This is a genomic window from Chryseobacterium tagetis (genome assembly GCF_016735585.2).
Taxonomy (GTDB): domain Bacteria; phylum Bacteroidota; class Bacteroidia; order Flavobacteriales; family Weeksellaceae; genus Chryseobacterium; species Chryseobacterium tagetis.
In genome coordinates this window covers 1,162,804-1,188,394 of the sequence record NZ_JAERSE020000001.1, presented here as the reverse complement: position 1 = coordinate 1,188,394, position 25,591 = coordinate 1,162,804, and the positions used below count along the sequence as shown (strand labels likewise).

The following is a 25,591-nucleotide window of genomic DNA, read 5'->3' as shown; positions in this document are numbered from 1 at the left end:
TCCAGCATTGAGTTTTCTCCTTTTCAACAAAATTCCTCAACACCAAAAACATTATGAAATATTTTATAGTTTTACAATACAAAATGAGGGTGTAATAATGTCCAACCTTCGGGGAGACTTACATTTATGGATGGTATGAGTTTAAATTCTACAAAAAAACTCCCAAAGAATATGTGAACAATACTATAATAAATAAGAAGAAATATTCTTCAGATAGTGCAAATATTGTATTTCATATTCAAGGTTTTGTAAAAGATCATCAGGAATCTTTTTATTCTAAAGAATATGATGAGTCCACTCAAATAATAGTAGATACTATTGTATATAGTCCGGATTATAAAAAAATTGCTGCCATTATTATTGCAAAGAATCCAACGAATGAGCAGCTAATGTCCGATAAAAAATATAAATGGTATTATAATGCAACTTGCTATCTTGGAACAAAACAAAATGACTCTCTTTTACTAAATTGGATGGGGCCAAATTATAATAATTCTTATGATATGGAAAGTCTATCAAAAAAAATAAGAAATTACTATTTTAAACAAAGATCATCAAGCACTAATAATAATGATGACAAATACAATATCGATGATGTTAGATATTGGAAATATAGTAAGGATTGGCAAAAAATAGAAAATAACAGAAAGATGCAAAAGGATTTTGAGGAAGAAAAGAAAAATCATCCAGAAAATGTCTACAACTTCAATAGTAGAAAATAGAATGCCTTTTCAGTATATAAAAACGATAAGTTCTCAGATTCTTCGTAAAAATAACAGATCCCAAAACAAAAAAGCAGTACCCTTCGTACTGCTTTTCCTTTAAAAATGGCTCTATTTAATACTTTCATTATAATACACAGGCGTATAGTTTTTACTATCGAATCCCATGATAATCACTTTATAGCTTTTCGCTTCATCATTATTAAAGAACTGTACTGTGCTTGGTTCTTTAGGCTGTGCCTGTAGATTCGGGTTCCAGTAGAGGGTGGTTCGGAGATCCTGTGAAATGCTGTTAAAATTATCATTACCATATACAGGGCTTACAAATGGAGTTTCCTTGTCGAAACCATTTAGGGTGATCTGTTTCAGTTTCGAAGGGACGGTAGAATTGCTTACAGAACCTGTAATGCCACCTCTGCGGGTGTAGATAGCAATTGCGCCACCGCCGCCACCTCCAAAGCCGCCTGCGAAATAATCTTTAATCACCTTTATCATAGCAATATCTGATGTGGAAATAGTACTTACCTGTGACGGATCTATCCTCATTTCATCCAGATAGATGCTTACTGTGCTTCCTCTTAATTTCGGAATGTAATTGCCCATATCCATCTCCAGGGTCAGTCCGGCAACTCTTCCCTGCAGCCACTGCAGGACGTTTTGGAATCCCTGTGCAGAGTTGTTGTTGTCATTTACAAAATCGAAAACAGTTTCATTGGCTCCCTGAAATAAAGGTCCGCTTAGCTTTTCATTAAGTTCACGGGTTTTATCTTTTGCAGATTTGATCAGCTTTACTTCCTCAATAAGAGTAGCTTTCTCGTTAATGCTGCTTTGGGTGCTTTTTGTTACCATATAACGTTTGACCTCGGCTGTAGGCTGATCTTCAGCAGCACGGTCTGCCAGAATATAATTGCTTGAAGGAAGGCTTCCTTTAAAAGGAATAAAAGCATAATCCGGCTGAAAAATAACCTGTACCTGCTCTTTCGGAATCTTAGGATCGTTGAGCTGATAAGAAAACTTGATGGCGTCTTCAAAGATCAGCCCTCTTAAAGAAAAGAAACCGTTGGCATCCGTTTTCACCTGATACAGCTTTATCCCTTTATCCGGCATGTTGAATAAAAGATTCATAGCTGTATTGGGAGCCGGTTTTCCCTGAATACTTACTTTTCCTTTATACGAAATATAAGGCTGAGGCTGATAGCTGATCGTAGGGTAGGTTCCGGCCATGATCGTTTTCCAGTCAAATCTTTTCCAGGTTTCGGTCAGCAGAAGAGCATCTAATGCTTCTGAATTATGATTGGGGGTAAAATATTGAGCCGGCGTATAGATCTTTGAACGGATATCCCCTGTTAACCATAAAGTGCTCAGCAAACTGTTTTCATCTTCCGAACTCTCCGAATTTCCGTCCAATACCAGTACGGAATATCCTTCGTCATCAGGACTTTGACCAATAGTAAATGAATTGGATGCTCTCGGGGCTTCGTTAAGCGATAAAGACTGAAGTGCCGGTTTTTTTATTTTTAACTGATCGGGCTGCACAAAGCAAAGTCTTTGAGCTAAAACATTTTCCTTTTCATCAAATACCGTAAGTTGTAAAATCCCGTTGATAAGCTGATTGGTAGGGATAGAATAGCTTTGTTCCAGAATCTTTACCGACTTTACTTTAAAAACCAGTTGGTTGCTCATCATGGCAATCACCTTATACACAGTGCCGGGAGCAATGTTTTTGGATTGTAAAGAAAACTTTACGGCTTCGTTAGTACTGGTCACCTGAAGATGGATTCCGCTATCCGATACACTCGGAAGATCGAGGGTCTGCTGGTTTCCTTTAGTATCATTGACGATAAGTCTGTATTTTTTTCCTGTTTTTGGGGTGAGTGAAAAAGCTCCTACATTCTGATCAAACCCTTTAAAAGAAGTAATCTTCACATCCGGTTTTTCTGCATCTACTACATAGCCGCTCCAGTCAGACGGAGTGAGGCCTTTGGATTGCAGGCGGACTGCAAATTTAGTGTTAATGCCATCTATAAAAGTTCCGCTTTCCGGATATGCGGAAGCGGTCCATTTCTCATGATCATCCGGTACCAGCTTTTGGGGAGAAGAAGGATTATAGACAATAATGGGTCTCAATGTTTGGAAATCCTCATTGAAGTTGGCCATCCAAGTAGTATAGGCTCTTACATAATAGATGCCTTCTTTCATACTTTCAGGCAGCATGATATTGCCGTTGCCCTGTCCGTTTACTAAAGGAAAGATCTTCTTGCTGATCTGTATCTTGTTGCTGTCATACAGCTCTACAAATAGAGAGGTGGAAACGGGCGAAAGTTCATATCCGTCAAATACAAAAGATTTGAACCAGAGGTTTTCTCCGGCGATATAGTTTTTTTTATTGAAGACCAGATGTATTTTTTCCTGAGGATATTTCTCTGAAAATACCTCCAGTGCTTTTTCTGCCTTATCCTGTGCCCGGAAATGACCGAGGGCAATCAGCACCAATAGAAAAGAAATGAGTTTTTTTGACATGTTAAAGAAAAATATTCATTTGAAATATTCATAGATAAAAGTACGCGATTTGATACTTTATTGCAATGGTTATCAGCTTAAACCATATTAAAATATTATTAAAAATAAATCCTGCGAGATGGTTCAGCAGGTATTTTGGTCATGAAAAAGGAAAAAATAATCTGCTATATGCTGAATTTATTGATCTATGGTAATAAAACTTACCTGCTGATCTCTCTATCTTTGACTCCTCAAAAGAGGAAACAGAATGAAAGCCTTGCCGGATATTTCATTTTGCTTATATTTAGAACGAACTTTTTAAACAATAAAATAATATGAAAAAACTTAGTGTAATCGCATTAGTAGGAGTAGGATTGCTGGCGGCATCTTGTAACAAAGAAAAATCGGCTGAAGCAGCAGCTACAGGTACTGAGCAGACGGTAGCAGAAAGCAAAGGAGAAGTATTGGCAGTAGATACAGTAGCATCTGTAGTAAACTGGAAAGCATTCCACAAAGGAGGAATGGCTCCTCGTTGGGGAACTCTTACCGTAAAATCTGGTGATCTAAGTGTTGAAAACGGAGCTGTAGCAGCAGGAAACTTCGTAATCGATATGAACTCTCTTAAAGTAGACCCGGCTTCAGTAACTGAAAAAGATAAAAAACCTGCAGATCTTGAAGCTCACCTGAAAAATCCTGACTTCTTCGATACAGCAAAAAACCCGACTTCTGACTTTAAAATTACCAGCGTAACAGATCTTAAAGAAGCACCGAAAGATGCAGTAGCTGGAGCTAACAAAACAGTAAGCGGAAACCTTACACTATCCGGAAAAACAATGAACGTTACGTTCCCGGCTAAAGTAGATGTTGCAGAAGGTACAGCAGCTATTCAGGCTAAATTTACTGTGAACAGAGCAGACTGGGGGATCAAATTCGGAACTTCTGAAGCAGACCCTGCAGAATGGATGATCAGCAAAGACATCGAAATCGCTGTAGACGTAAAAGCTAAAAAATAATATTGTTAGACTATAAAATCTTTGAAGCTGCCTTTTTATAAGGCAGCTTTTTTCTATCTAGTGCAGAGATACAGATGAGGTAAAATAAAAATTTCTTTCACAAATAATCCCTGGATAGCCTGTTTTTTAATACCCGTTATATGTAATGGAGACAGGTCAATTCTCAGGTCTGTACATTATCTGGACAAAGAATCTGCCTCAACAATAGCATCTGCAAATTCCTTTGGGGCCTCTTGTGGCAAGTTGTGTCCTATTCCTCCTTTTAATGTATGATGTACATATTTCCCTTTATATTTAGAAACATAGTTTTCAGGAAGCGGAAATGCAGCACCATTGGCATCACCTTCAAGGGTAACGGTAGGTACCCGGATGTCTGGTGATTTTGCAAGTTGAGCTTCCAGCTCGTCATACTGCTTTTCTCCAGGGGCTAATCCCAGGCGCCAACGGTAATTATGAATAACAATATCCACATGATCAGGATTGTCAAATGCTTTGGCAGAACGCTGGTAGGTTTCTTCATCAAATGACCACTTAGGTGATGCGGTTTTCCAGATCAGTCTGTTAAAAGCTTCCGTATTGTTCTTATAGCCTTTATATCCTCTTTCCGTTGCAAAATAATATTGATACCACCATAAGAACTCTGCATTGGGCGGAAGAGGATTTTCATTTGCCTTTGGACTTCCAATCAGATATCCGCTCACAGCTACAAGAGCAGACACACGTTCAGGCCATAGAGCAGCCATAATATCGGCGGTTCTTGCCCCCCAGTCAAAACCGCCAATAACGGCTTTGTCTATTTTCAGGGCATCCATGAATGCAATAATATCGAGGGCTACGGCAGATTGTTGACCGTTTCGCAGAGTTTCCGGAGATACAAAAGTGGTGGTTCCGTAACCTCTGAGATAGGGAACCAATACCCGATATCCTTTTGCTGCCAGCAGTCCGGAAGATTTTTCAAAACTATGGATATCATAGGGCCATCCGTGTAGCAATATGACGGGTTTTCCGGTTTTGGGTCCAACCTCGGCATAGCCTACATCAAGTAGACCCGCCCTGATTTTTTTTGTATTTTGAAATTGAGAACTGACTGAAGTATCAATAAGACTCTCTTTCCCTTCTGAAAGTTGCTGTGCCTGTAATGACGATACACCCGATGTTAAAGACATTGTTATCGCAAGTGCAATGATTACTTTTTTGTAAAAATCTGATCGTGTTTTCATTATATTTTTTTAAGTAATTTATAGTACAAACATATTGTATATCTAATCAGCGATCATCTATTAAATAGGCGAACGGGACATTTTTAGCGTTGAAATAGACATTTAGACCTTTATAGAAAATATCAGATCTTTAAAAGAATGATAAAAAATAGTAACATCAACAAAAATTAAACCTCCTTCAAATCCAGAATGATGATAAAAGGTACCTATTTAGTACGAATGTTTTTGATGATTACGATATCGTGTGGGTAATCAGGGAAATAAATTATTTTAGGTAATCATATACAATTTTACAATAATTCTGCTGTCTTAATTATTATTAGGCTGTCATTCTGAATGTAACGCAGTGAAATGAAGAATCTAAGCGATCATGAGATTCTTCCTTCGTCAGAATGACAATGGGGTAAAATGATATAGAGTCATCCAACCTTTCAGGTTTCCAGCCATTCTTTTTAGATGGTCTTCATTCAAAAATATATGGGTCCAACACTCAAACCTGTCACTATAATGTCACATTCGATGCAAATCTCTGTGATTTTTTTCGAAATCCATTTTAAATAAACATTTTTGCCTACCCGGTCAGAAAAACAATCCTTTATAAGCAAATGATCTTTTACATAGTATAATGGGAGTATGGATTGTTTTGCTGCCGTTTGGTAAATGGGAAACAATAATCCGTTGTTTTTGTAAAGTATCAATGATTTTTTCATTTTGTGTTCATAACTTTGATACAATAAAATTAAATCCCTTTCGTTTGAAATATAAGGAACACAAAAACTTGATTCTTTTACCTCTAAAAAAACACAGTATGAAAAAGAAATCAGGTATTCCCATTCATGACGAGGAACTGCTGGCCACCGTGCTGGCCGTTTTTGAAGAAATTTTATACACGCTGAGAGAGCACCGGAACGGTGATTTCGGGTACTACGACAATGCCGATCTGAAAAGGCTCCTGAACGTGAGCGACAGCACCCTGTTCCGCATCCGGAAATCCCAACATATCCCGTATGTTAAGATCGGAAGGAAAATATTTTATCCCAAATCGTTTTTCAAAAATACCCTTAAAAAATAAGGGTATTTTTTTGTCTGAAATTGATTCATCTGAATCATAAAGAGCCTGAATTTAGAGGAATAGATCTATACATCATTAAAACCATTAAATCATTAATAAATTAAGAAGATCTTTCGAATTTTCATACTTAAAAATAATAGTATACTCCTTCATGTTTCAAAAACATCATCGATAGAAATAAAATTCTTCATTTTTAATATTAAGATTTATTTTTTCAACCATTAAGGTATTAAGGGTATTAAGAATGTCTTTCGAATTTTCATATTTAAAAAGAGTAGTATAATCCATCATTTTCTTAATTCCTTCATGTTCTTCATGTTTCAAAAAGATCATCGATAGAGGTAAAATAATTCTAAATTTTTAATTTAAAGCTTATTTTTTTAACCATTAAGGTATTAATATCATTAAGAATGTCTTTCAAATTTTCATGTTTAAAAAGAGTAGTATAATCCTTCTTTTCTTAATTTCTTAATTTCCTTCATGTTTCAAAAACTCATTGATATAGATAAAATAATTCTTAATTTTTTACTTTAAAGTTTATTTTTTTAACCATTAAGGTATTAAGAACATTGAGGATATCTTTCGAATTTTCATGTTTCAAAAAAGATCATTGATAGAAATAAAATTCTTCGTTTTTTTACACAAATCCTTCGGGAGTCCTTCGGAAACTCTTCGGAACCCCCCCCCCATTTTTCCGAAGCCCTCCCGAAGCGTTCTCGAAGAAGACCCGAAGAAATGGGGTACAATACCGGTCAGTATCGGTCAAAACCATTCAATACCGGTCATTGTTTTCGCAAGTGATTGAAAATGAACTTTTCCGTTATACCTTCGTCTCAGTTAACCCATAAAACACAAACAAATGGCAAGAATAACAAAAGGAATTCTGGGAGGATTCTCCGGAAAAGTAGGAACAGTAGTAGGGGCCAACTGGCGCGGACAGGATATCATCAGAAGTATTCCCAAGCCCAACAGCAGACCTCCAAGTGAAAGACAGCTTGTACAGCAGACCAAGTTTAAGCTGGTGATCAGCTTTCTTCAGCCCGTTAAAAGTATCCAGGCCAAATATTTCGGATCGGGAAGCGGCTCCAGATCCAGAGTGAACCTGGCGGTTTCATACACCATCAGTGAAGCGGTACAGATGGTAGGGGATGTTGCCGAACTGATGTATAATAAAGTACTGATCACCAAAGGCGATCTGACAGGATTTCAGAATGTAACCGCCACTCCGCAAGCCGGAAACGGGATCAGCCTGAACTGGGAAGATAATTCAGCACAGGGCAATGTAGATGCTACCGATCTGGCCAGTGTCATCTGCTATTGTGAGGAACTGGAAAGTTTTGAAATTTTCGAATCGGTGGCAGAAAGGAATGTATTGACAGCAGGTCTTACACTGCCGGCCACGTATGCAGGAAAGGAAATTCAGCTTTGGATGTTTTTTCATAACGCGAAAAAAACGCTTGCCTGCAACAGTGCCTATCTCGGAAGCCTGACTTTGATTTAAGTGTGATCTCTACCCGAAAGGGTGGAGATTTTTTGTTATCATTTGTAGACGGATTTATGGGAAACTATAAAGATAAAAATGTCTTTTTTAGCTATATTTGAGGCTTTATAAAATTATTGATAATAATCAATAAACAGAATATTGCTGTTCTACTGTATTAGGGAATAGTGGCAACAAATAATTATAATGAATCACGCTGTACACAATAGATTAGTCTCCTTTATCTGGAGCATTGCCGATGACTGTCTGAGAGACGTTTATGTAAGAGGAAAATATAGGGATGTTATCCTGCCAATGGTAGTTTTGAGAAGATTAGATGCGCTATTAGAGTCTACCAAGCAACACGTTTTGGAAGAGGTGGAATTCCAAAAAAATACAATGAAGTTTACTGAATGGGATGATAAGGGAATGACCGCCGCTTCAGGCTATGTTTTCTACAACACCAGCGAATGGACTTTGCAGAGCCTACACGGTAATGCGACCAACAGTCAACAAATTTTATTGGGGAATTTTGAAGATTATCTGAATGGTTTCAGTGCCAACGTACAGGAAATCATCAGCAAATTTAATCTGCGTGCACAAATCAAACATATGGCAGACAAAGATGTTTTGCTGGATGTACTGGAGAAATTTACATCGCCAGATATTAATCTGACACCTTTTGAAAAGCTGGATTCCGGTGGTAGAAAACTGCCTGCGTTGACCAATCTTGGAATGGGTTATGTTTTTGAAGAGCTGATCCGCAAATTCAATGAGGAAAACAATGAGGAAGCAGGAGAACACTATACGCCGAGAGAAGTAATTGATCTGATGACCCATATGGTTTTTGAACCGATTAAAAATCAAATTCCTTCTGTGATTACGATTTATGATCCTGCTTGCGGAACGGGTGGAATGCTGACGGAGTCTGAAAATTTCATTACCGATTCCGAGGGGGAAATCAAAGCGACTAATACTTCTGTGTATATGTTTGGGAAGGAAGTGAATGATGAAACCTACGCCATCTGTAAATCGGATATGATGATCAAGGGCAAAGACCCGGGGCATATCAAGGTGGGTTCTACGCTTTCTACCGATGAATTTGCAGGAACGAAGTTCGACTTTATGCTTTCTAATCCGCCATACGGAAAAAGCTGGGCGAGTGAACAGAAATACATCAAAGACGGAAAATACGTTATTGACAACCGTTTTAAGATTAAACTGAAAAATTACTGGGGCGAGGAAGAAGATGTGGATGCCGTACCTCGTTCGAGTGACGGGCAGTTGCTGTTTCTGATGGAAATGGTGGACAAGATGAAAGCCCTGACCGATAAAAACAAAATCGGAAGCCGTATTGCTTCGGTACATAACGGTTCGAGCCTGTTTACAGGTGATGCCGGCGGTGGCGAGAGCAATATCAGACGCTATATTATTGAAAATGATTTGCTGGATGTGATTATTCAGTTGCCGAACAATATCTTTTACAATACGGGAATTACCACCTATATCTGGATATTGACCAATAACAAACCTGCGCAACGAAAAGGAAAAGTACAGCTGATTGATGCCAGCGAAATGTATCAGAAACTGCGCAAGAATCTTGGGAATAAAAACTGTGAACTCAGCAAAACGCATATCAGTGATATTGTAAACTGCTATCTAGAGCTGAGTGAAAAGGAAAAAAAGGGCGAACAAAAACTGGCGAGCAAGGTATTTGACAACCGTGATTTTGGGTATTATAAAATCAATATCGAAAGACCGAAGCGATTGAAAGCCCAGTTTACTAAAGAAAAAATTGAAGTACTAAAATGGGACAAGTCACAGCCTGAGTTTTCACAGTATCTTTTTGAGCAGTACGGAATGGAAGTTTACAGCGGATTGGAAGCTCACAAAAAAGCCATTGCCGACTATATCGACAAGCACGAACTAAACATCAATGCCAAACAACTGACTGCCTTTCTGAAAAAGGAAGCTTGGCAAAAGCAGGAAGAACTGTACCAGAATGCGGTGCGACTGATGGAAGTTTTGGGAACAGCCGAATTTACCAACTTCAATATTTTCACTGCGAAAGTAGATGAAGTGCTGAAACAGGATAAAACCAAACTGTCTGCCTCTGAAAAGAAACAAATTTTAGATGCCGTGAGCTGGTATGATGAAACGGCAGAGAAAGTCATCAAAAAAACCGAAAAGCTGAACGGACAAAAGCTGGATGCTCTGTTGGAATTTTTGGGCTGTACAGAAAAAGACCTGTCTTATTACGGGTATTTTGCAAACAAAGCGAAAGGCGAATATATCATTTATGAAACCGAAAGCGACCTGCGTGACAGCGAAAGCATCCCGCTGAAAGAAAATATACAGGATTATTATCTGCGGGAAGTGCAACCTTATGCCGAAGAAAGCTGGATGGCGCTGGACAGCGTAAAAATTGGCTATGAGCTGAGCTTTAATAAATATTTTTACCAGCCTGCCCCTTTGCGTTCTTTGGAAGAAGTAACCGAGGATATTTTGGCACTGGAAAAAGAAGGTGATGGATTGTTGGCAGAAATCTTAAATTTTTAGCAGATGAAAAGATACGAAGCCTATAAAGACAGCGGTGCAGATTGGATTAGGGAAATTCCTGAGGGATGGGAAGTTGTAAGATTTAAAAGACTCTTTAAAGAGAAAAGAAAAATTACGGATGCTTCTTTAAATTCTGGTTCTATAAGTTTTGGAGAAGTTGTTTATAAAGATGATGAAAAGATTACAGAAGCAACAAAATTATCTTACCAAGTTTTAAACGAAGGAGAATTTCTGTTGAATCCACTTAATATGAATTATGACTTAAAAAGCTTACGAATTGGGCTATCAACAATTAATGTTGTCGTGAGTTCGGGTTATATTATTCTACAAAGTAAAAAAGGATTAAACAAAAATTATTACAGATGGCTTCTTAGAATGTATGATATTGTTTTTATGAAAACGTTAGGTGCTGGAGTAAGACAGACAATTAATTATAGTGATTTGGCAGACTCTCATCTGGTTGTACCATCATTTGATGAACAACAAGCCATTGCCGAATTTCTTGATAATAAAACTGCCAAGATAGACCAGACCATTGGCATCCGCCAAAAAGAAATAGAGCTGCTCAAAGAACGCCGACAAATCCTGATACAGGAAGCCGTAACCAAAGGTTTGGATGCTACCGTAGCGATGAAAGATAGCGGTGTGGATTGGATTGGGGAAATTCCGGAACATTGGGAGGTGAGGAAGTTGAAGTATCACGCAAGCAAAATAGGAAGTGGAATTACACCGTCGGGAGGAGCAACTACTTATTTAGATGAAGGTATTCCATTACTAAGAAGTCAAAACGTCTACTTTGACCGTTTTGAATTTGGGAATGTTGCTTACATTGCTGAAAAAACACATAGAGAAATGTCAAATAGTAAGGTTCAAAAGAATGATATTCTTTTAAATATAACAGGGGGCTCAATTGGACGTTGTAATATTTTTAAATATGATTTTGAAGCTAATGTGAATCAGCACGTATGTATAGTAAGGCCTAAAAATATCTACCCGAACTACTTAAATTTATTACTAAGTTCTTCTTTAGGTCAGTTCCAAGTATTCTTCCAGCAACAAGGAGGAGGACGAGAAGGATTAAATTTCCAAAATTTAAAAAACTTTTATTTTCCAATTTCTCCATTAGCAGAACAAACACAAATAGTAATCTACCTAGAAGACATAGAAGCAAAAATCGCTAAAGCCATAACGTTAAAAGAGCAGGAAATAGAAAAGCTGAAGGAGTATAAAACGGTGCTGATTGATCAGGTGGTGACGGGGAAGGTGAAAATTAATTAAAGGAACAATGGAAAAGGTGAGAGCAATTCAAAAAGTGGTTAAAGATTATTTTTACAATAATCCATCAGTATCCATAATTCCTGCGAAAGATTTGATGCCCTACTTCATTGAGGCAAATATCTTTTCTAAGGATGAGAAAAACGGTTTGCCCATCAGGAAAGTTTTACGACAGTTGGATGAGCGAAACGAGCTACATCTTTTACCCCATCTAATTGCTGAAAGAAAAACAAAAAACACAAATTGGTTTTTTGGAAGAGAAAAAAGAACACAGATACAGCCCAAAGCCGAGAAGAAGCGGTTGCAAACCAAAGCTGAACCGCTTGAAATACCCAGAAATGAATTGGAATTAATTGAGTTTGATTATTCGGAATTTGCTCATACGAATGGGAAACGGTTGTTGAGGAATAAAGATGAAGATGAGAAGATTATTAGAGAGAAATTGAAAAAGTATATAAACTAAAAATGATAACCAAGAAACGAAAATTAACTTATGGCAAAAGACAACATTCCTAAAGATTTTAAATTTGATGATCTTCAAGATTATCAATCAGTTATTAAAAAACTAAATAAAAGATCTTATCCCAAACATTTAATAATGGGAAATGGTTTTAGTATGGCGTACGACCATAAAATATTTTCCTATAATGCGCTTTATGATTTTATTGAAAAATTAGAAGATGCTACTTTATCAAAGTTGTTTGAAGTTATCAACACCAAGAATTTCGAATTGGTAATGAGACAACTTGATAATTTTATCGAAATAGCCAAAACATTTGATGATACCGGAGTAATGGTAAAAGCATTGCAGGACGCCAATCAACGACTACAAGAAAGTTTAATTGAAGCAGTCAGTTCCTTACATCCCGAACACGTCTTTGCTGTACCTGATGCTGAAAGCCAATCTTGTTACAATTTCCTACAGGAATATTTATCTAATGGTGGAAAAGTGTTTTCTACTAATTATGATTTGCTTTTGTATTGGATTTTAATGAGAAATAATCCGCATAGTTCAATAGATGGTTTTGGGAGAGAACATTTAAATCCGGTAGAAACCCGAAGAGGAGAAGATGCCGAATTTGGAGAACTATTATGGGGTAAGTATAAAGAAGAGCAAACTGTTTACTATTTACACGGAACTCTCCCGATTTTTGACACAGGAACAGAAATAGAGAAAGAAGTTTACAGAGATAGTAAATATCTACTAGACAACATTAAAGAACGAATGGATAATAAAGAATATCCAATATTTGTCACAGCAGGAAACGGAACTGAGAAGCTTAATCATATTTACCATAATAGATATTTGACATTCTGTTACGAGAGCTTGTCTAAAATTACAGGTTCTTTGGTTTCTTTCGGTTTCAATTTTGGTGAATATGATGAACATATTATTGACGCTGTAAATAAAGCTTCATTGCGTGGTGCACAGTCTGGAGAAAAACTATTTAGTATTTATATTGGAGTTTATTCTGAAGCAGATTTAGAACATATCAAAAATATTCAATATAAATTTGATTGTAAAGTGAATGTGTATAATGCACAGACAGCAAATATTTGGAGGTGATTTTTAAACGAATTATAAATAGTTATGAGTTTTCTAGCAATGTCTCTTCGCTGTCAACTTTTTGAAGAAATAGCAGATAAGGTTTGGAAAAGAATCTGTCGAAAACATTCTCTAGGTTTAAACGATAAAGAAGAAGGAATCACGAATGATATTATAGCCGATATTGTGGAGTATCATCAGAATAATTATCTAAATAATTTTGATGTTTATGCAAGATCAGGTTACAAAGAATCTATTACAGGCAGTGATATAGATCTGTTTGTCGAAACTGAAATTGATCAATATATTTGGTATCCTTTACAGGCAAAACTTTTGAAAAAAGATAGAAGATATCATTCTCTTTTCTATGCTCAAAAAGAAAAACAACAATGGGAATTATTATCTGAACTTGAAAATTTTGGAGCAATTCCTTATTATCTTTTTTATAATGGTGTTGACAATTTTTTACATCGTGGAAGAGATAAATGCTCTAGAGAATATAATGAACAACAACTTGGTTGTTCAATTGTGAGACCATTGATTGTTAAAAATATATATGAAAATAAAAGACTTCCTGAATTTGTAGATTTTCATACTATACATTCTCAGCCCTGGCGAGTATTAGTATGTTGTCATAACCATTCACAAACGAAGTTTTCATTAAAAGAAATAGAAGACTCAAATGTTTATCTTAAATTGGAAAAAGTACAACAAGACAGAAAAGCAGATAGTGAACATTATAATGATAATAGAATAATCACCGCGTGTGAAAATACAGATTGGAAACCAGATTATAGAATTGTTGTAAAAAGAACTTATAGATAATGGAAATAGACGCACAAGTTAAAAGTATATCAAAATTAAAAGATTATTTCTTTATAGTCCCGGATTATCAAAGAGAATATGTTTGGAAACCAGAAGATCAGGTAGAACAGTTTCTGATAGATATAGATAATGAATACGATGAAGACGTAACAAAACAAAAAGGTTACTTCATTGGGTCAATAATTATTGTAGCTAATAAAGAAAAGTTTGATGTTATAGATGGACAACAGAGACTTACTACAATAATTCTCACTTTATGTGCCTTTCGTGATTTATTACAAGAAGTTGATTTAGACAGAAAGCAAGAGCAATATCTTAAAAATATTGAGGAACTTCTATCTGATTTTGATATGGATAGTGATGAAACTCAAATGCGGTTAGAATTGCAGTATGAAGAAAGTAAAGGTTATTTGGAATCATTAATTTCTAAAACGGATTTCACTGATTTGAAGTCTCCTTCGATTATTAAGATGGAGCAAGCCTACTATAAAATCAAGAATCATTTAGAGACTTATTTAAATGATAGCGTTGAGGCAATAACGAACTATGCAAAATATTTTCTCACTAAAATAGAATTAGTTCTAATTGAATCAGAAAATTTAAGTAGTGCATTAAAGATTTTCGAAACAATTAATCAAAGGGGAGCTGGGCTCAATGCAATGGATTTGGTGAAAAATCTTTTGTTTAGTAAAGCTAAACCTGCGGATTTTAATCACATAAAGGATATATGGAAAGATATAGTTCATAATCTTCAAAAATGTAAAGAAGACAACACGCCTTTACGATTTCTTAGATATTTTTTAATGTCCAGATACTATGATGGAATTCTAAGAGAAGATGATATTTATAAATGGTTTTTATCTGAAAGAGGTAGAAATGATACTAAGTATGAAACTCAACCACTTATTTTTGCTAAGGAGTTAAAAAAAATGTCTAAAAGGTATTCGGATTTAGTTATTGCAACAGAATTAGTAAAAGACGGTGGAGAATATCCTAATATTACCAACATAGGATTTATTAATAAATATAAATCGAGACAACATCTCATCCTATTGATGGCACTTAATGAAAGAGCAACTACAGATGTTATTGAGTATTTAGGCAAGCAAATAGAAAGTTTCTTTTTTTATAGTGTGAGTTTAGGAATTCAAGCGAAAAATAATGAAAATCAATTTACCAGATGGGCAATAAAACTCAGAAATAAAAATACTATTGATGAGGTCGCAGAAGTTATCGAACAAAATATGGTACCTTATATCAAAGAAAGGTTAGGTGAATTTTTAGTTAAATTCCCAACTTTAACTCACTATCATTATAGTCCACTTTACAGAGAAAGATATGTATTGGGAATGATTGAGAATACAATATTATCAAAATCTAATTTTCCGATAAAAGGAAAAGATTATCTGTATAATTTACAAATTGAACATATATTACCTCAAACTCCAAAGAATGATGTTTTAACTGAGGAATTTGAAAGTAAACACGATTATTCTAATTACGTATATCGTTTAGGAAACGTTACTTTGATTGAGTCAACAATAAATCAAGCAGTCAATAATTTCAATGATTTGAGTAACGATTGGTTTGAAAAGAAACAAAATGAGTATAAAAATTCTGGAATTATTTCTACTCAACTTCTTGACGATGAATTTCAGATAGGTGCAAACACTGCTGTGAATAGATTTAAAAGTGATTACGGTTTTGAATTTAAAAAATGGGATAAAGAATCTATTAATCAAAGACAGGAGAAATTACTAAATTTAGTTTTTGAAACGTGGAAGTTTAATAATAAGCCTATAAATCTTAATGACCAGTAAAACTAACGAACTCGCACTTGAAACTGCCATAGAAAAAGCGCTCTGTGGTATTTCGACCGAAGATATAAAAAACGGAACTGTTGCTGAGCCTACCGCTACATATGCAGGTAATGGTTATCGCATCGGCAACCCATCAGATTACAACCCAAGATATGGTTTGGATGAGGTGCGCTTTTGGGATTTTCTGGAGCAGACACAATCAGAAGAGCTGGAAAAACTCAAACGCCAAAGCGACTGGAAAATAAAAATTCTTGACCGTTTCGATAAGCTTGTAAAGAAGTATGGCATTCTCAGGTTGTTGAGAAAAGGTTTAGCGGTAGATGATGCGCATTTTACGTTGTTTTATGTGGCGCCTTTGCAAAATAGCAGTCAGAGTATCAAAGATAATTTTGAAAAGAACCAGTTCAGTGTGACAAGGCAATTGCGGTATTCGGTTTCCAATCCTCTGGAGGAAATCGATATGGTAATTTTTATCAATGGTATTCCCATTTCCACCATAGAATTGAAGAACCGCTGGACGGGTCAGAATGCAAAAGTTCACGGTGTCAATCAATATAAAAATAAAAGAGATACTACACAGCCTCTATTGAACTTTGGTAGATGTATCGTACATTTTGCAGTAGATACAGACGAAATCTATATGACCACCAAGCTGGATGGTGCCAAGACTTTCTTTCTGCCTTTCAATCTGGGAGATAATTATGGTAAGGGCAATCCACCCAATCCATTTGGTCATAAGACGACCTATTTCTGGCAGGATATTTTGAAGAGGGAAAGTGTTGCCAATATTATTCAGCATTTTGTGCGTTTTGATGGAGGTGAAAATGATGCTTTGAGCAAGAAAACGTTATACTTTCCACGTTACCACCAGCTAGATGTGGTTCGAGGGCTGTTAAAAGATACTTCACAAAACGGTGCTGGAAAAACTTATCTCATTCAGCACAGTGCGGGTTCGGGAAAATCCAATTCGATTACCTGGTTGGCATATCAACTCATAGAAGCTTATCCGAAAAATGAAGCCGTAGCTGGAAATAAATCGGTGAATCAACCACTCTTTGATTCGGTGATTGTAGTAACTGACCGAAGATTACTAGACAAACAGTTGAGAGATAATATCAAGGAGTTTTCAGAAGTAAAAAATATTGTGGCGCCGGCCTATAAAGCTGCTGATTTAAAATCGGCTTTGGAAAATGGGAAAAGGATTATTATTACAACGATTCAAAAGTTTCCTTTTATCATCGATGGAATTGCAGATATGACAGGAAAGCAATTTGCAGTGATTATTGATGAAGCGCATAGTTCGCAATCAGGAAGTTCAGCAGATAAACTGAATGAAGCCATTGGCAACAAAGGTGAAGATGTAGATGCTGAAGACTATCAGGATATGATGCTGCAAGCAATGCACGCGAGAAAGATGACCAAAAATGCTTCTTATTTTGCTTTTACAGCTACTCCTAAAAATTCGACTTTGGAGAAGTTTGGAGTGAAGCAGGAGGATGGTTCATTTAAACCATTTCATCTGTATTCTATGAAACAGGCGATTGAAGAAGGGTTTATCTTAGATGTTTTGGCTAATTATACGACTTATAAAAGCTATTATGAGCTGGAAAAGTCTATAGAAGATAATCCATTGTTTGATACTTCCAAAGCGCAGAAAAAATTGAAAGCATATGTAGAAAAACATAAACAGACTATTGGCACGAAAGCCGAGATTATGCTGGATCATTTTACCAGTGCTGTGGTCAATCAGAAAAAGCTAAGCGGTAAAGCCAAAGCAATGGTAGTAACGCAAAGCATCGAATCAGCCATCCGATACTATCAGGCTTTGAACCAGCTGTTGGCTAAAAGAGGAAATCCATTTAAAATTGTGATTGCCTTTTCGGGAGAAAAAGAAGTTGATGGTATTAAATATACAGAAGCTCAAATGAATGGTTTTTCTGAGAGTGAAACCAAAGACCAGTTTGATACCGATGAATACCGAATGCTTGTAGTTGCGAATAAATATCTGACAGGATTTGACCAGCCGAAACTTTCGGTAATGTATGTAGATAAAAAACTACAAGGTGTATTGGCAGTACAGACTTTATCACGATTAAACCGTTCTGCCAATAAACTCAATAAAAAGACAGAGGATTTATTTGTTTTGGATTTCTTTAACTCTATTGAAGATATTCAGAAATCATTTGATCCATTTTACACGGCAACCAGCCTGAGCGGTGCTACAGATATTAATGTACTGCACGAACTGAAAGATAGTTTGGACGATTCCGGAATCTATGAACAATCGGAAGTAGATGATTTTAATGAGAAATATTTTAAAGGTGCAGATGCACAACTTTTAAGTCCCATTATTGATGTTTCTGCTAAAAGATTTGCGGATGAACTAGACTTGGATGATAAACAAAAAGCAGATTATAAAATTAAAGCGAAGCAGTTTGTAAAGATTTATGGACAAGTGGCTTCTCTGTTATCAGTAGATTTTAAATATACAGGCTGGGAATCATTATTCTGGTTTCTGAAATTCCTGATTCCTAAAATGGCGGTAAAAGATACGCAATCAGATTTGCTGGATGAATTGCTTGAGTCTGTTGATCTCTCAACTTATGGATTAGAACGTACCAAGCTTAATGTTTCTATTAATCTGGATGATGAAGAAACAGAACTAAGACCTCAAAATCCTAATGCTAGAGGTGCTCACGGAGAAGAAGAAAAAGATGAGCTAGACGCAATTATTAATGGTTTTAATGAGAGATGGTTTCAGGGTTGGGAAGCGACACCAGAAGATCAAAGGGTAAAATTCTTGTCTTTAAGCAAATCTGTACAGGCGCACCCTGATTTTGAAATGAAAGTTGCACAAAATGTTGATGACCAAAACAGAGAATTGGCTTTAAAGAAAATTCTTGATGATGTGATGGCGCAACAGAGAAAGCAAGAACTCGAACTGTATAAACTCTATGCTCAGGATTCTTCTTTTTATCAGGCATTTTTTAATACGATAAAACAAGTTATTAGCATATAGAAAAATGATTTTATGATAAAAAATAAAGCCTGAGTTTTTCTCAGGCTTTATTTTTTAAGTTTGTTTACTAGAAATCTTAAGAAATAAACAAAAAAAATTGAAGGCAAAGTAAGTATAAAGGTTTTGATGAAAATAATTCATCAAAAAATGAAATATTTTCACTAAAACCCTTTTTTCCTGAAAATATTTTTATACATTTATCACTCAAACTAATCAAAAATAAATCATGAAAAAATTAAAAAAAGTTTCACGCAGTGAAATGAGATCAATTCAGGGGGGAATTGCTAAAGGAATGGTAAGATGTAAAAATCCACAGACGTGTGTGCTTCAGTGGGGATGGGGAACAGGTGACTCAAGCAGCTGCGGTTCGTTTGACATTGTTTGCGGAGAAGCTCCACCACAGGATCCGTGCGAAATAATGCTATGCGTATAAATGAAAAAAGAAGAGTGTTGTTGTAACACTCTTTTTTTATTTAGCTTTGCGGCAATGATTTATGTATTTCTTTTCATCAATATTTTCAGTGGTATTCTTTTCGGGCTGGACAAAAGGAAGGCAGTCCTGCACCACCGGAGAATACCCGAACGTACTTTATTGGGAGTCTCTTTTCTGGGCGGAAGCATCGGATCTGCTGTGGCGATGCTGATCTTCCGGCACAAGATTTCCAAGACTTCGTTTTTACTGAAATTCGGATTCATTGTTTTAATTCAGGCCGCTTTGATTTACTTTTTTGAAAAAAAATATTGAGATTGGTCATAAAAACTTAATCTGGGATTTACAGTTTTTAGTTGTAATATGATGATAATAAGCTCAATGGTAGGGGCTTAAGAAAGGCTTTTGTTTTAACCTTCTCATTATGAATTTGTTAATTATCAAAACTTATTAGTGAGTTTTTCATTAAAAATCACTATTTTTGCACCCGTAAAAATCTTTTATGCAAAACATTAGAAATATTGCGATTATCGCACACGTTGACCACGGTAAGACTACCTTGGTTGACAAAATCATCCACGCTACCAATATTTTCAGAGAAAACCAGGAGAGTGGAGAATTAATTATGGATAACAATGATCTTGAAAGAGAAAGAGGGATCACGATCTTATCCAAGAATATTTCTGTTACTTATAAAGACACGAAAATTAACGTAATCGATACTCCTGGTCACGCCGATTTTGGTGGGGAAGTAGAAAGAGTATTGAAAATGGCTGACGGGGTTATTTTGTTGGTGGATGCGTTCGAAGGACCAATGCCACAGACAAGATTCGTACTTCAGAAAGCATTGGAACTAGGACTAAGACCATTGGTAGTGATCAACAAAGTTGATAAGCCAAACTGCCGTCCGGATGAGGTTCACGATCAGGTATTTGATCTGTTCTTCAACCTTGAGGCTACTGAGGAGCAATTGGATTTCCCAACGTTCTACGGTTCTTCTAAGCAAGGATGGTTCAACACTTCATTAGAACAGACAGAAGATATTTTACCGTTATTGGATGGTATTTTACAATATGTTCCGGAACCTAAAGTAACTGAAGGTAACCTTCAGATGCAGATCACTTCTCTTGATTTCTCTTCTTTCTTGGGAAGAATTGCGATCGGAAAAGTAACAAGAGGGGAGCTTAAGGAATCTCAATGGATCGGTCTTGCACAGGCAGACGGAAAAGTGGTAAAAGGAAAAGTAAAAGAACTATACGTTTTCGAAGGATTAGGAAAGAAAAAAGTAACTGAAGTAAAAGCAGGAGATATCTGTGCGGTAGTAGGTTTTGATGCTTTCCAGATCGGAGATTCGTTTGTAGATCTTGAAAATCCTGAGCCATTGGAAAGAACGGCAATTGATGAGCCTACCCTGAACATGACGTTCTCTATCAACAATTCACCTTTCTTCGGTAAAGATGGTAAGTATGTAACTTCTAATCACCTGAAAGAAAGATTAACGAAAGAATTAGAGAAGAACCTGGCATTAAGAGTTCAGCAGACTGATGATGCGAACACTTTCTTAGTATTCGGTAGAGGGATTCTTCACTTGTCAGTTTTGATCGAAACGATGAGAAGAGAAGGGTATGAAATGACCATTGGTCAGCCACAGGTTATTTTGAGAGAAGATGAAAATGGACAAAAATTAGAGCCGTATGAATCTTTAGTTGTTGACGTTCCTGAAGAATTTGCTTCAAGAGTGATCGATTTGGCAACGCAGAGAAAAGGAGATCTTCACATTATGGAAACTAAAGGGGAGATGCAGCACATGGAATTCGAAATTCCTTCAAGAGGATTGATCGGATTGCGTTCTCAGATGTTGACCGCTACTGCAGGGGAAGCTATTATGGCACACCGTTTCACAGAATACAAGCCTTTCAAAGGCGCTATTCCGGGAAGAAACAATGGAGTATTGATCAGCAAAACACAGGGGCCTGCAACTGAATATTCTATTGCTAAACTACAGGACAGAGGGAAGTTCTTCGTAGATCCGGGTGAGGAGATCTATGCAGGGATGATCATCGGGGAGCAGAATAAGCCGGGTGACCTTGTTGTAAACATCGTAGAAGCAAAACAGCTGAACAACATGAGAGCTTCGGGTAAAGATAAAGATACCGGTGTAGCACCAAAAATCTTATTCTCTCTTGAAGAATGTATGGAATATATCCAGGGCGATGAAGCGATCGAGGTAACTCCAAACTTCATCCGTATGAGAAAGAAAATCCTTTCTGAAGAAGAAAGAAAAAGAGTGGAAAGAGGAGCAAAAGCATAATCTGAAATTCTTAACTATATCTAAAGCCTCGATTTTTTCGGGGCTTTTTTAGTTTAGAATAAAAGAAAATGTTTATTTTTCATTTTTAATTAAACGAAATATAATTTAAGGCAGTTTTTCAAACGATGAAAGGGAATCAATTAAAATTACTATTCTTACTGGGTGTTTTCGCTTCATGCAGCAGCTCCAAGACGCTGGCAGACCCTGTAAAACCCATACAGCATAAAAATATACCACAACCTGTGTCTGCAGCCAAAAAAGACTCTTTAAAGGCGGTTACAAAGACAGCGATACCTGCTGAAGAAGATTTCAGAACCAATCTTCCCGAGATCAGAAGGGAGTTCAGAGGCGTATGGATTGCCAGTGTAGCGAATATCAACTGGCCTTCCAAAAACAGTCTGACAGTGGATCAACAGAAAGCAGAAGCAATCAGTATGCTGGATATGCTGAAAGAGAATAATTTCAATGCCGTAATCTTCCAGGTGAGACCTTCCGCTGATGCTTTATATACAAGCAATATAGAACCGTGGTCATACTTTCTGACGGGGGAAACGGGAAAAGCCCCTTATCCGAATTATGATCCTTTACAGTTCTGGATTGAAGAAGCGCATAAAAGGGGATTGGAGCTTCATGTCTGGCTGAATCCTTACCGTGCCCATCATGCCAATGGAGGCACACCGAACAGCCTTTCTATGGTGAATAAGCTTTCGGATATTGTGATCAAATTAAAAAACGGGATGTACTGGCTGGATCCTGCAGATCCTAAAACTCAGGGTCATGTTTCTAATGTGGTAAAGGATATTGTAAAGCGGTATGATATTGATGCGGTGCATTTTGATGATTATTTCTATCCGTATGCCACCTACAACAGGGGAGCGGATTTTCCGGACAGCAAAACCTGGAATGCTTATGTAAGCAGCGGCGGAACCTTAACAAGAGCCGACTGGAGAAGAGACAACGTGAATAAATTTGTTGAAAGAATATGTAAAGAAATTCACGCAGAGAAAAGCTACGTAAGATTCGGGATCAGTCCGTTCGGGATCTGGAAACCGGGTTATCCTGAAGGGATTACAGGGTCTTCCCAATACGATGAGCTGTATGCCGATGCCAAGCTCTGGCTGAATAAAGGATGGGTAGATTATTTCTCTCCCCAGCTGTACTGGACCATCGATTCCAAAGGGCAGGGATTTGAAGCTTTATTGAACTGGTGGCAGTCTGAAAATACAATGAAACGCCACCTGTGGCCGGGACTGAATACCGTTGAAGTACGCTCTCCGGACCGTCCTACAGAAATCAGGAATCAGATTGAGATCTCCAGGCAGATCTTAAAAAATGATGCAGGAGAAATCCACTGGAGCATTGCCGGGCTGACAAAAAATGCAAATATGCTCCCGGCACTGAAGAACGGTCCATATAAAGAAAAAGCTTTGGTGCCCAAAACTCCTTGGATTGTATCTGTGCCTTTGCAGAAGCCTACCTTGTTCAGTACCGAAAGCGGAAGCATCATACAGGTGAACTGGAGTACGAAAAATATCGGGGAAGTTTTTCAGTGGGTACTTTTCAGCCAGTACGACGGCGTGTGGGAAACGGAGATTCTAACGCTGGATCAGCTTTCAAAAGAGCTTCCGAAGTTTAAGGAAGGGAAGAAGCTGACTGCCATTGCTATAAAAGCGATTGACAGATTGGGAAATGAAAGTGATTATACGGCCAGAAAGATGAAATAAGATCAACAGTTACGATATCAAATGAAATAAAAAGCAGCTCATAACGGGGCTGCTTTTATATTTTAGAATAACTATAAATTACAATGTTAAATTGTTGTTATTCAGTAGTTTGTTTGTGTATTGTTTTTACATTATGTAAAATGAAATACGGTATCGGAATCATTTTTGCATCATCTCTACTAATCACAAAAAATATGACTTATGAATACCAACAGACTTTCGCCTACGGTGGAAAAAGCATTAAGTGCGCAGATGAATAAAGAAATTCATGCCTCTCACGTTTTCTTATCATACGGAATATGGGCAGACGACAAAGGCTATCAGGGAATTGCCAATTTCCTGTACCGCCACGCCCAGGAAGAAAGAAACCATTCTATAAAATTCATGGAATACATCCTGAACAGAGGGGGAAAACCGAAAGTAGAGGCTATTCCGGCTCCTCCAAGCGATCCTAAATCATTATCCGCATGTTTTGACGGGGTATTCAAACATGAGGTAGACAATACAACAGCCATCTATAAGATCGTGGACCTGTCATTGGAAGAAAAAGACTGGGCTACCTGGAATTTTATGCAGTGGTTCGTTCAGGAGCAGATTGAAGAGGAAACATTGGCTCAGAACCTGATTGATAAACTGAAAATTGCCGGAGGCGACCGTGCGACCGATGAATCTCTGTTTACTTTGGATAAAGCATTGCAGGAAGCCCCGAATGATGTTCCGCTGGCTCAGAATGCAACGGGTAATAATCCGTAACCATAAAAAAACAACTTTTTACCATTCTTTAAAAAATCTGCCGGAAGACCGGTGGATTTTTTATTATGAAACTCCCTATAATTTCACTATCTTTGCACACTTAAAATTCAATGTTCAATGTTTAAAGTTTTTTTGCATTGAACTTTAAACCTTAAACTTAGAATTTTACAATATGAAATGTGGAATCGTAGGCTTACCGAATGTAGGTAAATCAACTCTTTTTAACTGTCTGAGCAACGCAAAAGCACAGTCTGCAAACTATCCTTTCTGTACCATTGAACCGAACTTAGGAACGGTTTCTGTACCGGATCAGAGATTGTTTGAACTGGAAAAAATCGTAAAACCCGAGAGAGTTTTACCAGCTGTTGTTGAGATTGTTGATATTGCAGGTCTTGTAAAAGGAGCAAGTAAAGGAGAGGGGTTAGGAAACCAGTTCTTGGCGAACATTCGTGAGTGTGAAGCGATCATCCACGTTCTAAGATGCTTTGACAACGGTAATATCATTCACGTAGAAGGTTCGGTAGATCCGTTAAGAGATAAAGAAATTATTGATATTGAACTTCAGCTGAAAGACCTTGAAACAGTAGGGAAAGCAGTGGAGAAAGCTAAAAAATTCATCAAATCCGGAAAGAAAGAGGATATTCTGACGTATGAAACACTTCAGAATCTTCAGAAACATCTTGAGGATGGTAGAAATGCCAGAGAATTTGCAACAGATGATTTTACAGCATCAGTGATCGGTGAAGTACAGTTGCTGACCAATAAGCCGGTTCTTTACGTTTGTAATGTAGATGAAAATTCTATTAAGAACGGAAACGAGTGGATTGGTAAAATTGAAGAAATGGCGAAAGGAGAAGGTGCTGAAACCGTAGTATTGGCCGCTCAGATCGAAGCAGATATCAATGAACTGGAGACTTTTGAGGAAAGAGAGATCTTCCTTGAAGAATTAGGTCTTACAGAACCGGGAGTAAACCGTCTGATCAGAAAAGCGTACGACCTATTAAAACTTCAGACGTATTTTACGGCAGGAGTTAAAGAAGTAAGAGCGTGGACGATCGGACAGGGCTGGACGGCTCCTCAAGCGGCTGGTGTGATTCACACAGACTTTGAAAAAGGGTTCATCCGTGCAGAAGTGATCAAGTATGATGATTATATGCAGTACGGATCTGAAGCGAAAGTAAAAGAAGCCGGAAAACTTTCTGTAGAAGGTAAAGAATATATCGTGAAAGATGGAGACATCATGCACTTTAGATTCAACGTATAAGAAAATATTAAAGTTAGTTATAAATGAAAAGCGCTTCCGATGTATTTTGGGAGCGCTTT

General features: G+C 37.1%; 19 protein-coding genes. 17 read left to right on the top strand and 2 right to left on the bottom strand.

Annotation, left to right across the window (positions count from 1 at the left end; translation table 11 throughout):
- Positions 1-173 precede the first annotated feature (173 nt).
- Complete coding sequence (locus JI747_RS05270) at positions 174-722, top strand: hypothetical protein (protein ID WP_225686768.1); 549 nt, start codon at positions 174-176, stop codon at positions 720-722.
- Between the two features lie 111 nt (positions 723-833).
- Here JI747_RS05270 and JI747_RS05265 read toward each other — a convergent pair whose 3' ends face one another.
- Positions 834-3,242 carry a hypothetical protein gene (locus JI747_RS05265; protein ID WP_225686767.1) on the bottom strand — a complete coding sequence of 803 codons (2,409 nt, stop codon included), beginning with the start codon at positions 3,240-3,242 and terminating at the stop codon, positions 834-836.
- 314 nt (positions 3,243-3,556) lie between these two features.
- Here JI747_RS05265 and JI747_RS05260 point away from each other — a divergent pair, with 314 nt between their 5' ends.
- Positions 3,557-4,234 carry a YceI family protein gene (locus JI747_RS05260; RefSeq protein WP_225686766.1) on the top strand — a complete coding sequence of 226 codons (678 nt, stop codon included), beginning with the start codon at positions 3,557-3,559 and terminating at the stop codon, positions 4,232-4,234.
- 176 nt (positions 4,235-4,410) lie between these two features.
- Here JI747_RS05260 and JI747_RS05255 read toward each other — a convergent pair whose 3' ends face one another.
- Complete coding sequence (locus tag JI747_RS05255; RefSeq protein WP_225686765.1) at positions 4,411-5,454, bottom strand: alpha/beta fold hydrolase; 1,044 nt, start codon at positions 5,452-5,454, stop codon at positions 4,411-4,413.
- An 808-nt stretch (positions 5,455-6,262) separates the two neighbouring features.
- On the opposite strand from JI747_RS05255, the gene JI747_RS05250 reads away from it, so the two are divergent.
- From JI747_RS05250 to ychF, 15 genes are all read left to right on the top strand, one after another.
- Positions 6,263-6,526: a helix-turn-helix domain-containing protein gene (locus JI747_RS05250; protein ID WP_225686764.1), complete on the top strand. Its 264-nt coding sequence runs from the start codon at positions 6,263-6,265 to the stop codon at positions 6,524-6,526.
- 859 nt (positions 6,527-7,385) lie between these two features.
- Complete coding sequence (locus JI747_RS05245; protein ID WP_225686763.1) at positions 7,386-8,027, top strand: DUF6266 family protein; 642 nt, start codon at positions 7,386-7,388, stop codon at positions 8,025-8,027.
- A 186-nt stretch (positions 8,028-8,213) separates the two neighbouring features.
- Entirely contained in the window at positions 8,214-10,565 is a 2,352-nt protein-coding gene (locus JI747_RS05240; protein WP_225686762.1) for a type I restriction-modification system subunit M, read from the top strand.
- A 3-nt stretch (positions 10,566-10,568) separates the two neighbouring features.
- Positions 10,569-11,843, top strand: coding sequence for a restriction endonuclease subunit S (locus JI747_RS05235; RefSeq protein WP_225686761.1), 1,275 nt, complete (start codon positions 10,569-10,571; stop codon positions 11,841-11,843).
- A 7-nt stretch (positions 11,844-11,850) separates the two neighbouring features.
- Complete coding sequence (locus JI747_RS05230) at positions 11,851-12,303, top strand: hypothetical protein (RefSeq protein WP_225686759.1); 453 nt, start codon at positions 11,851-11,853, stop codon at positions 12,301-12,303.
- A gap of 30 nt (positions 12,304-12,333) precedes the next feature.
- On the top strand, positions 12,334-13,407 hold the full coding sequence (locus JI747_RS05225) for a DUF4917 family protein (protein WP_225686757.1): 1,074 nt from the start codon (positions 12,334-12,336) through the stop codon (positions 13,405-13,407).
- Between the two features lie 24 nt (positions 13,408-13,431).
- Entirely contained in the window at positions 13,432-14,211 is a 780-nt protein-coding gene (locus JI747_RS05220) for a DUF6615 family protein (RefSeq protein WP_225686755.1), read from the top strand.
- Positions 14,211-16,031, top strand: a complete 1,821-nt coding sequence (locus tag JI747_RS05215; protein ID WP_225686754.1) for a DUF262 domain-containing protein — start codon at positions 14,211-14,213, stop codon at positions 16,029-16,031. The genes JI747_RS05220 and JI747_RS05215 overlap by 1 nt, the downstream gene beginning before the upstream one ends.
- Positions 16,021-19,050 carry a type I restriction endonuclease subunit R gene (locus JI747_RS05210; RefSeq protein WP_225686753.1) on the top strand — a complete coding sequence of 1,010 codons (3,030 nt, stop codon included), beginning with the start codon at positions 16,021-16,023 and terminating at the stop codon, positions 19,048-19,050. Before JI747_RS05215 ends, JI747_RS05210 begins: the two co-directional genes overlap by 11 nt.
- Before the next feature lie 226 nt (positions 19,051-19,276).
- Positions 19,277-19,483, top strand: coding sequence for a bacteriocin-like protein (locus tag JI747_RS05205; protein ID WP_225686752.1), 207 nt, complete (start codon positions 19,277-19,279; stop codon positions 19,481-19,483).
- Positions 19,484-19,537: 54 nt separating this feature from the next.
- Positions 19,538-19,795, top strand: a complete 258-nt coding sequence (locus tag JI747_RS05200) for a DUF1294 domain-containing protein (RefSeq protein WP_225686751.1) — start codon at positions 19,538-19,540, stop codon at positions 19,793-19,795.
- Between the two features lie 187 nt (positions 19,796-19,982).
- Positions 19,983-21,791 carry a translational GTPase TypA gene (typA, locus tag JI747_RS05195; RefSeq protein ID WP_225686750.1) on the top strand — a complete coding sequence of 603 codons (1,809 nt, stop codon included), beginning with the start codon at positions 19,983-19,985 and terminating at the stop codon, positions 21,789-21,791.
- Between the two features lie 125 nt (positions 21,792-21,916).
- Positions 21,917-23,515 (top strand): glycoside hydrolase family 10 protein, encoded by a 1,599-nt coding sequence (locus JI747_RS05190; protein WP_225686749.1) that lies wholly within the window; start codon positions 21,917-21,919, stop codon positions 23,513-23,515.
- Between the two features lie 201 nt (positions 23,516-23,716).
- Positions 23,717-24,268 (top strand): ferritin, encoded by a 552-nt coding sequence (locus tag JI747_RS05185; protein ID WP_225686748.1) that lies wholly within the window; start codon positions 23,717-23,719, stop codon positions 24,266-24,268.
- Positions 24,269-24,440: 172 nt separating this feature from the next.
- Positions 24,441-25,532: a redox-regulated ATPase YchF gene (gene ychF, locus JI747_RS05180; protein WP_225686747.1), complete on the top strand. Its 1,092-nt coding sequence runs from the start codon at positions 24,441-24,443 to the stop codon at positions 25,530-25,532.
- Positions 25,533-25,591: the final 59 nt, after the last annotated feature.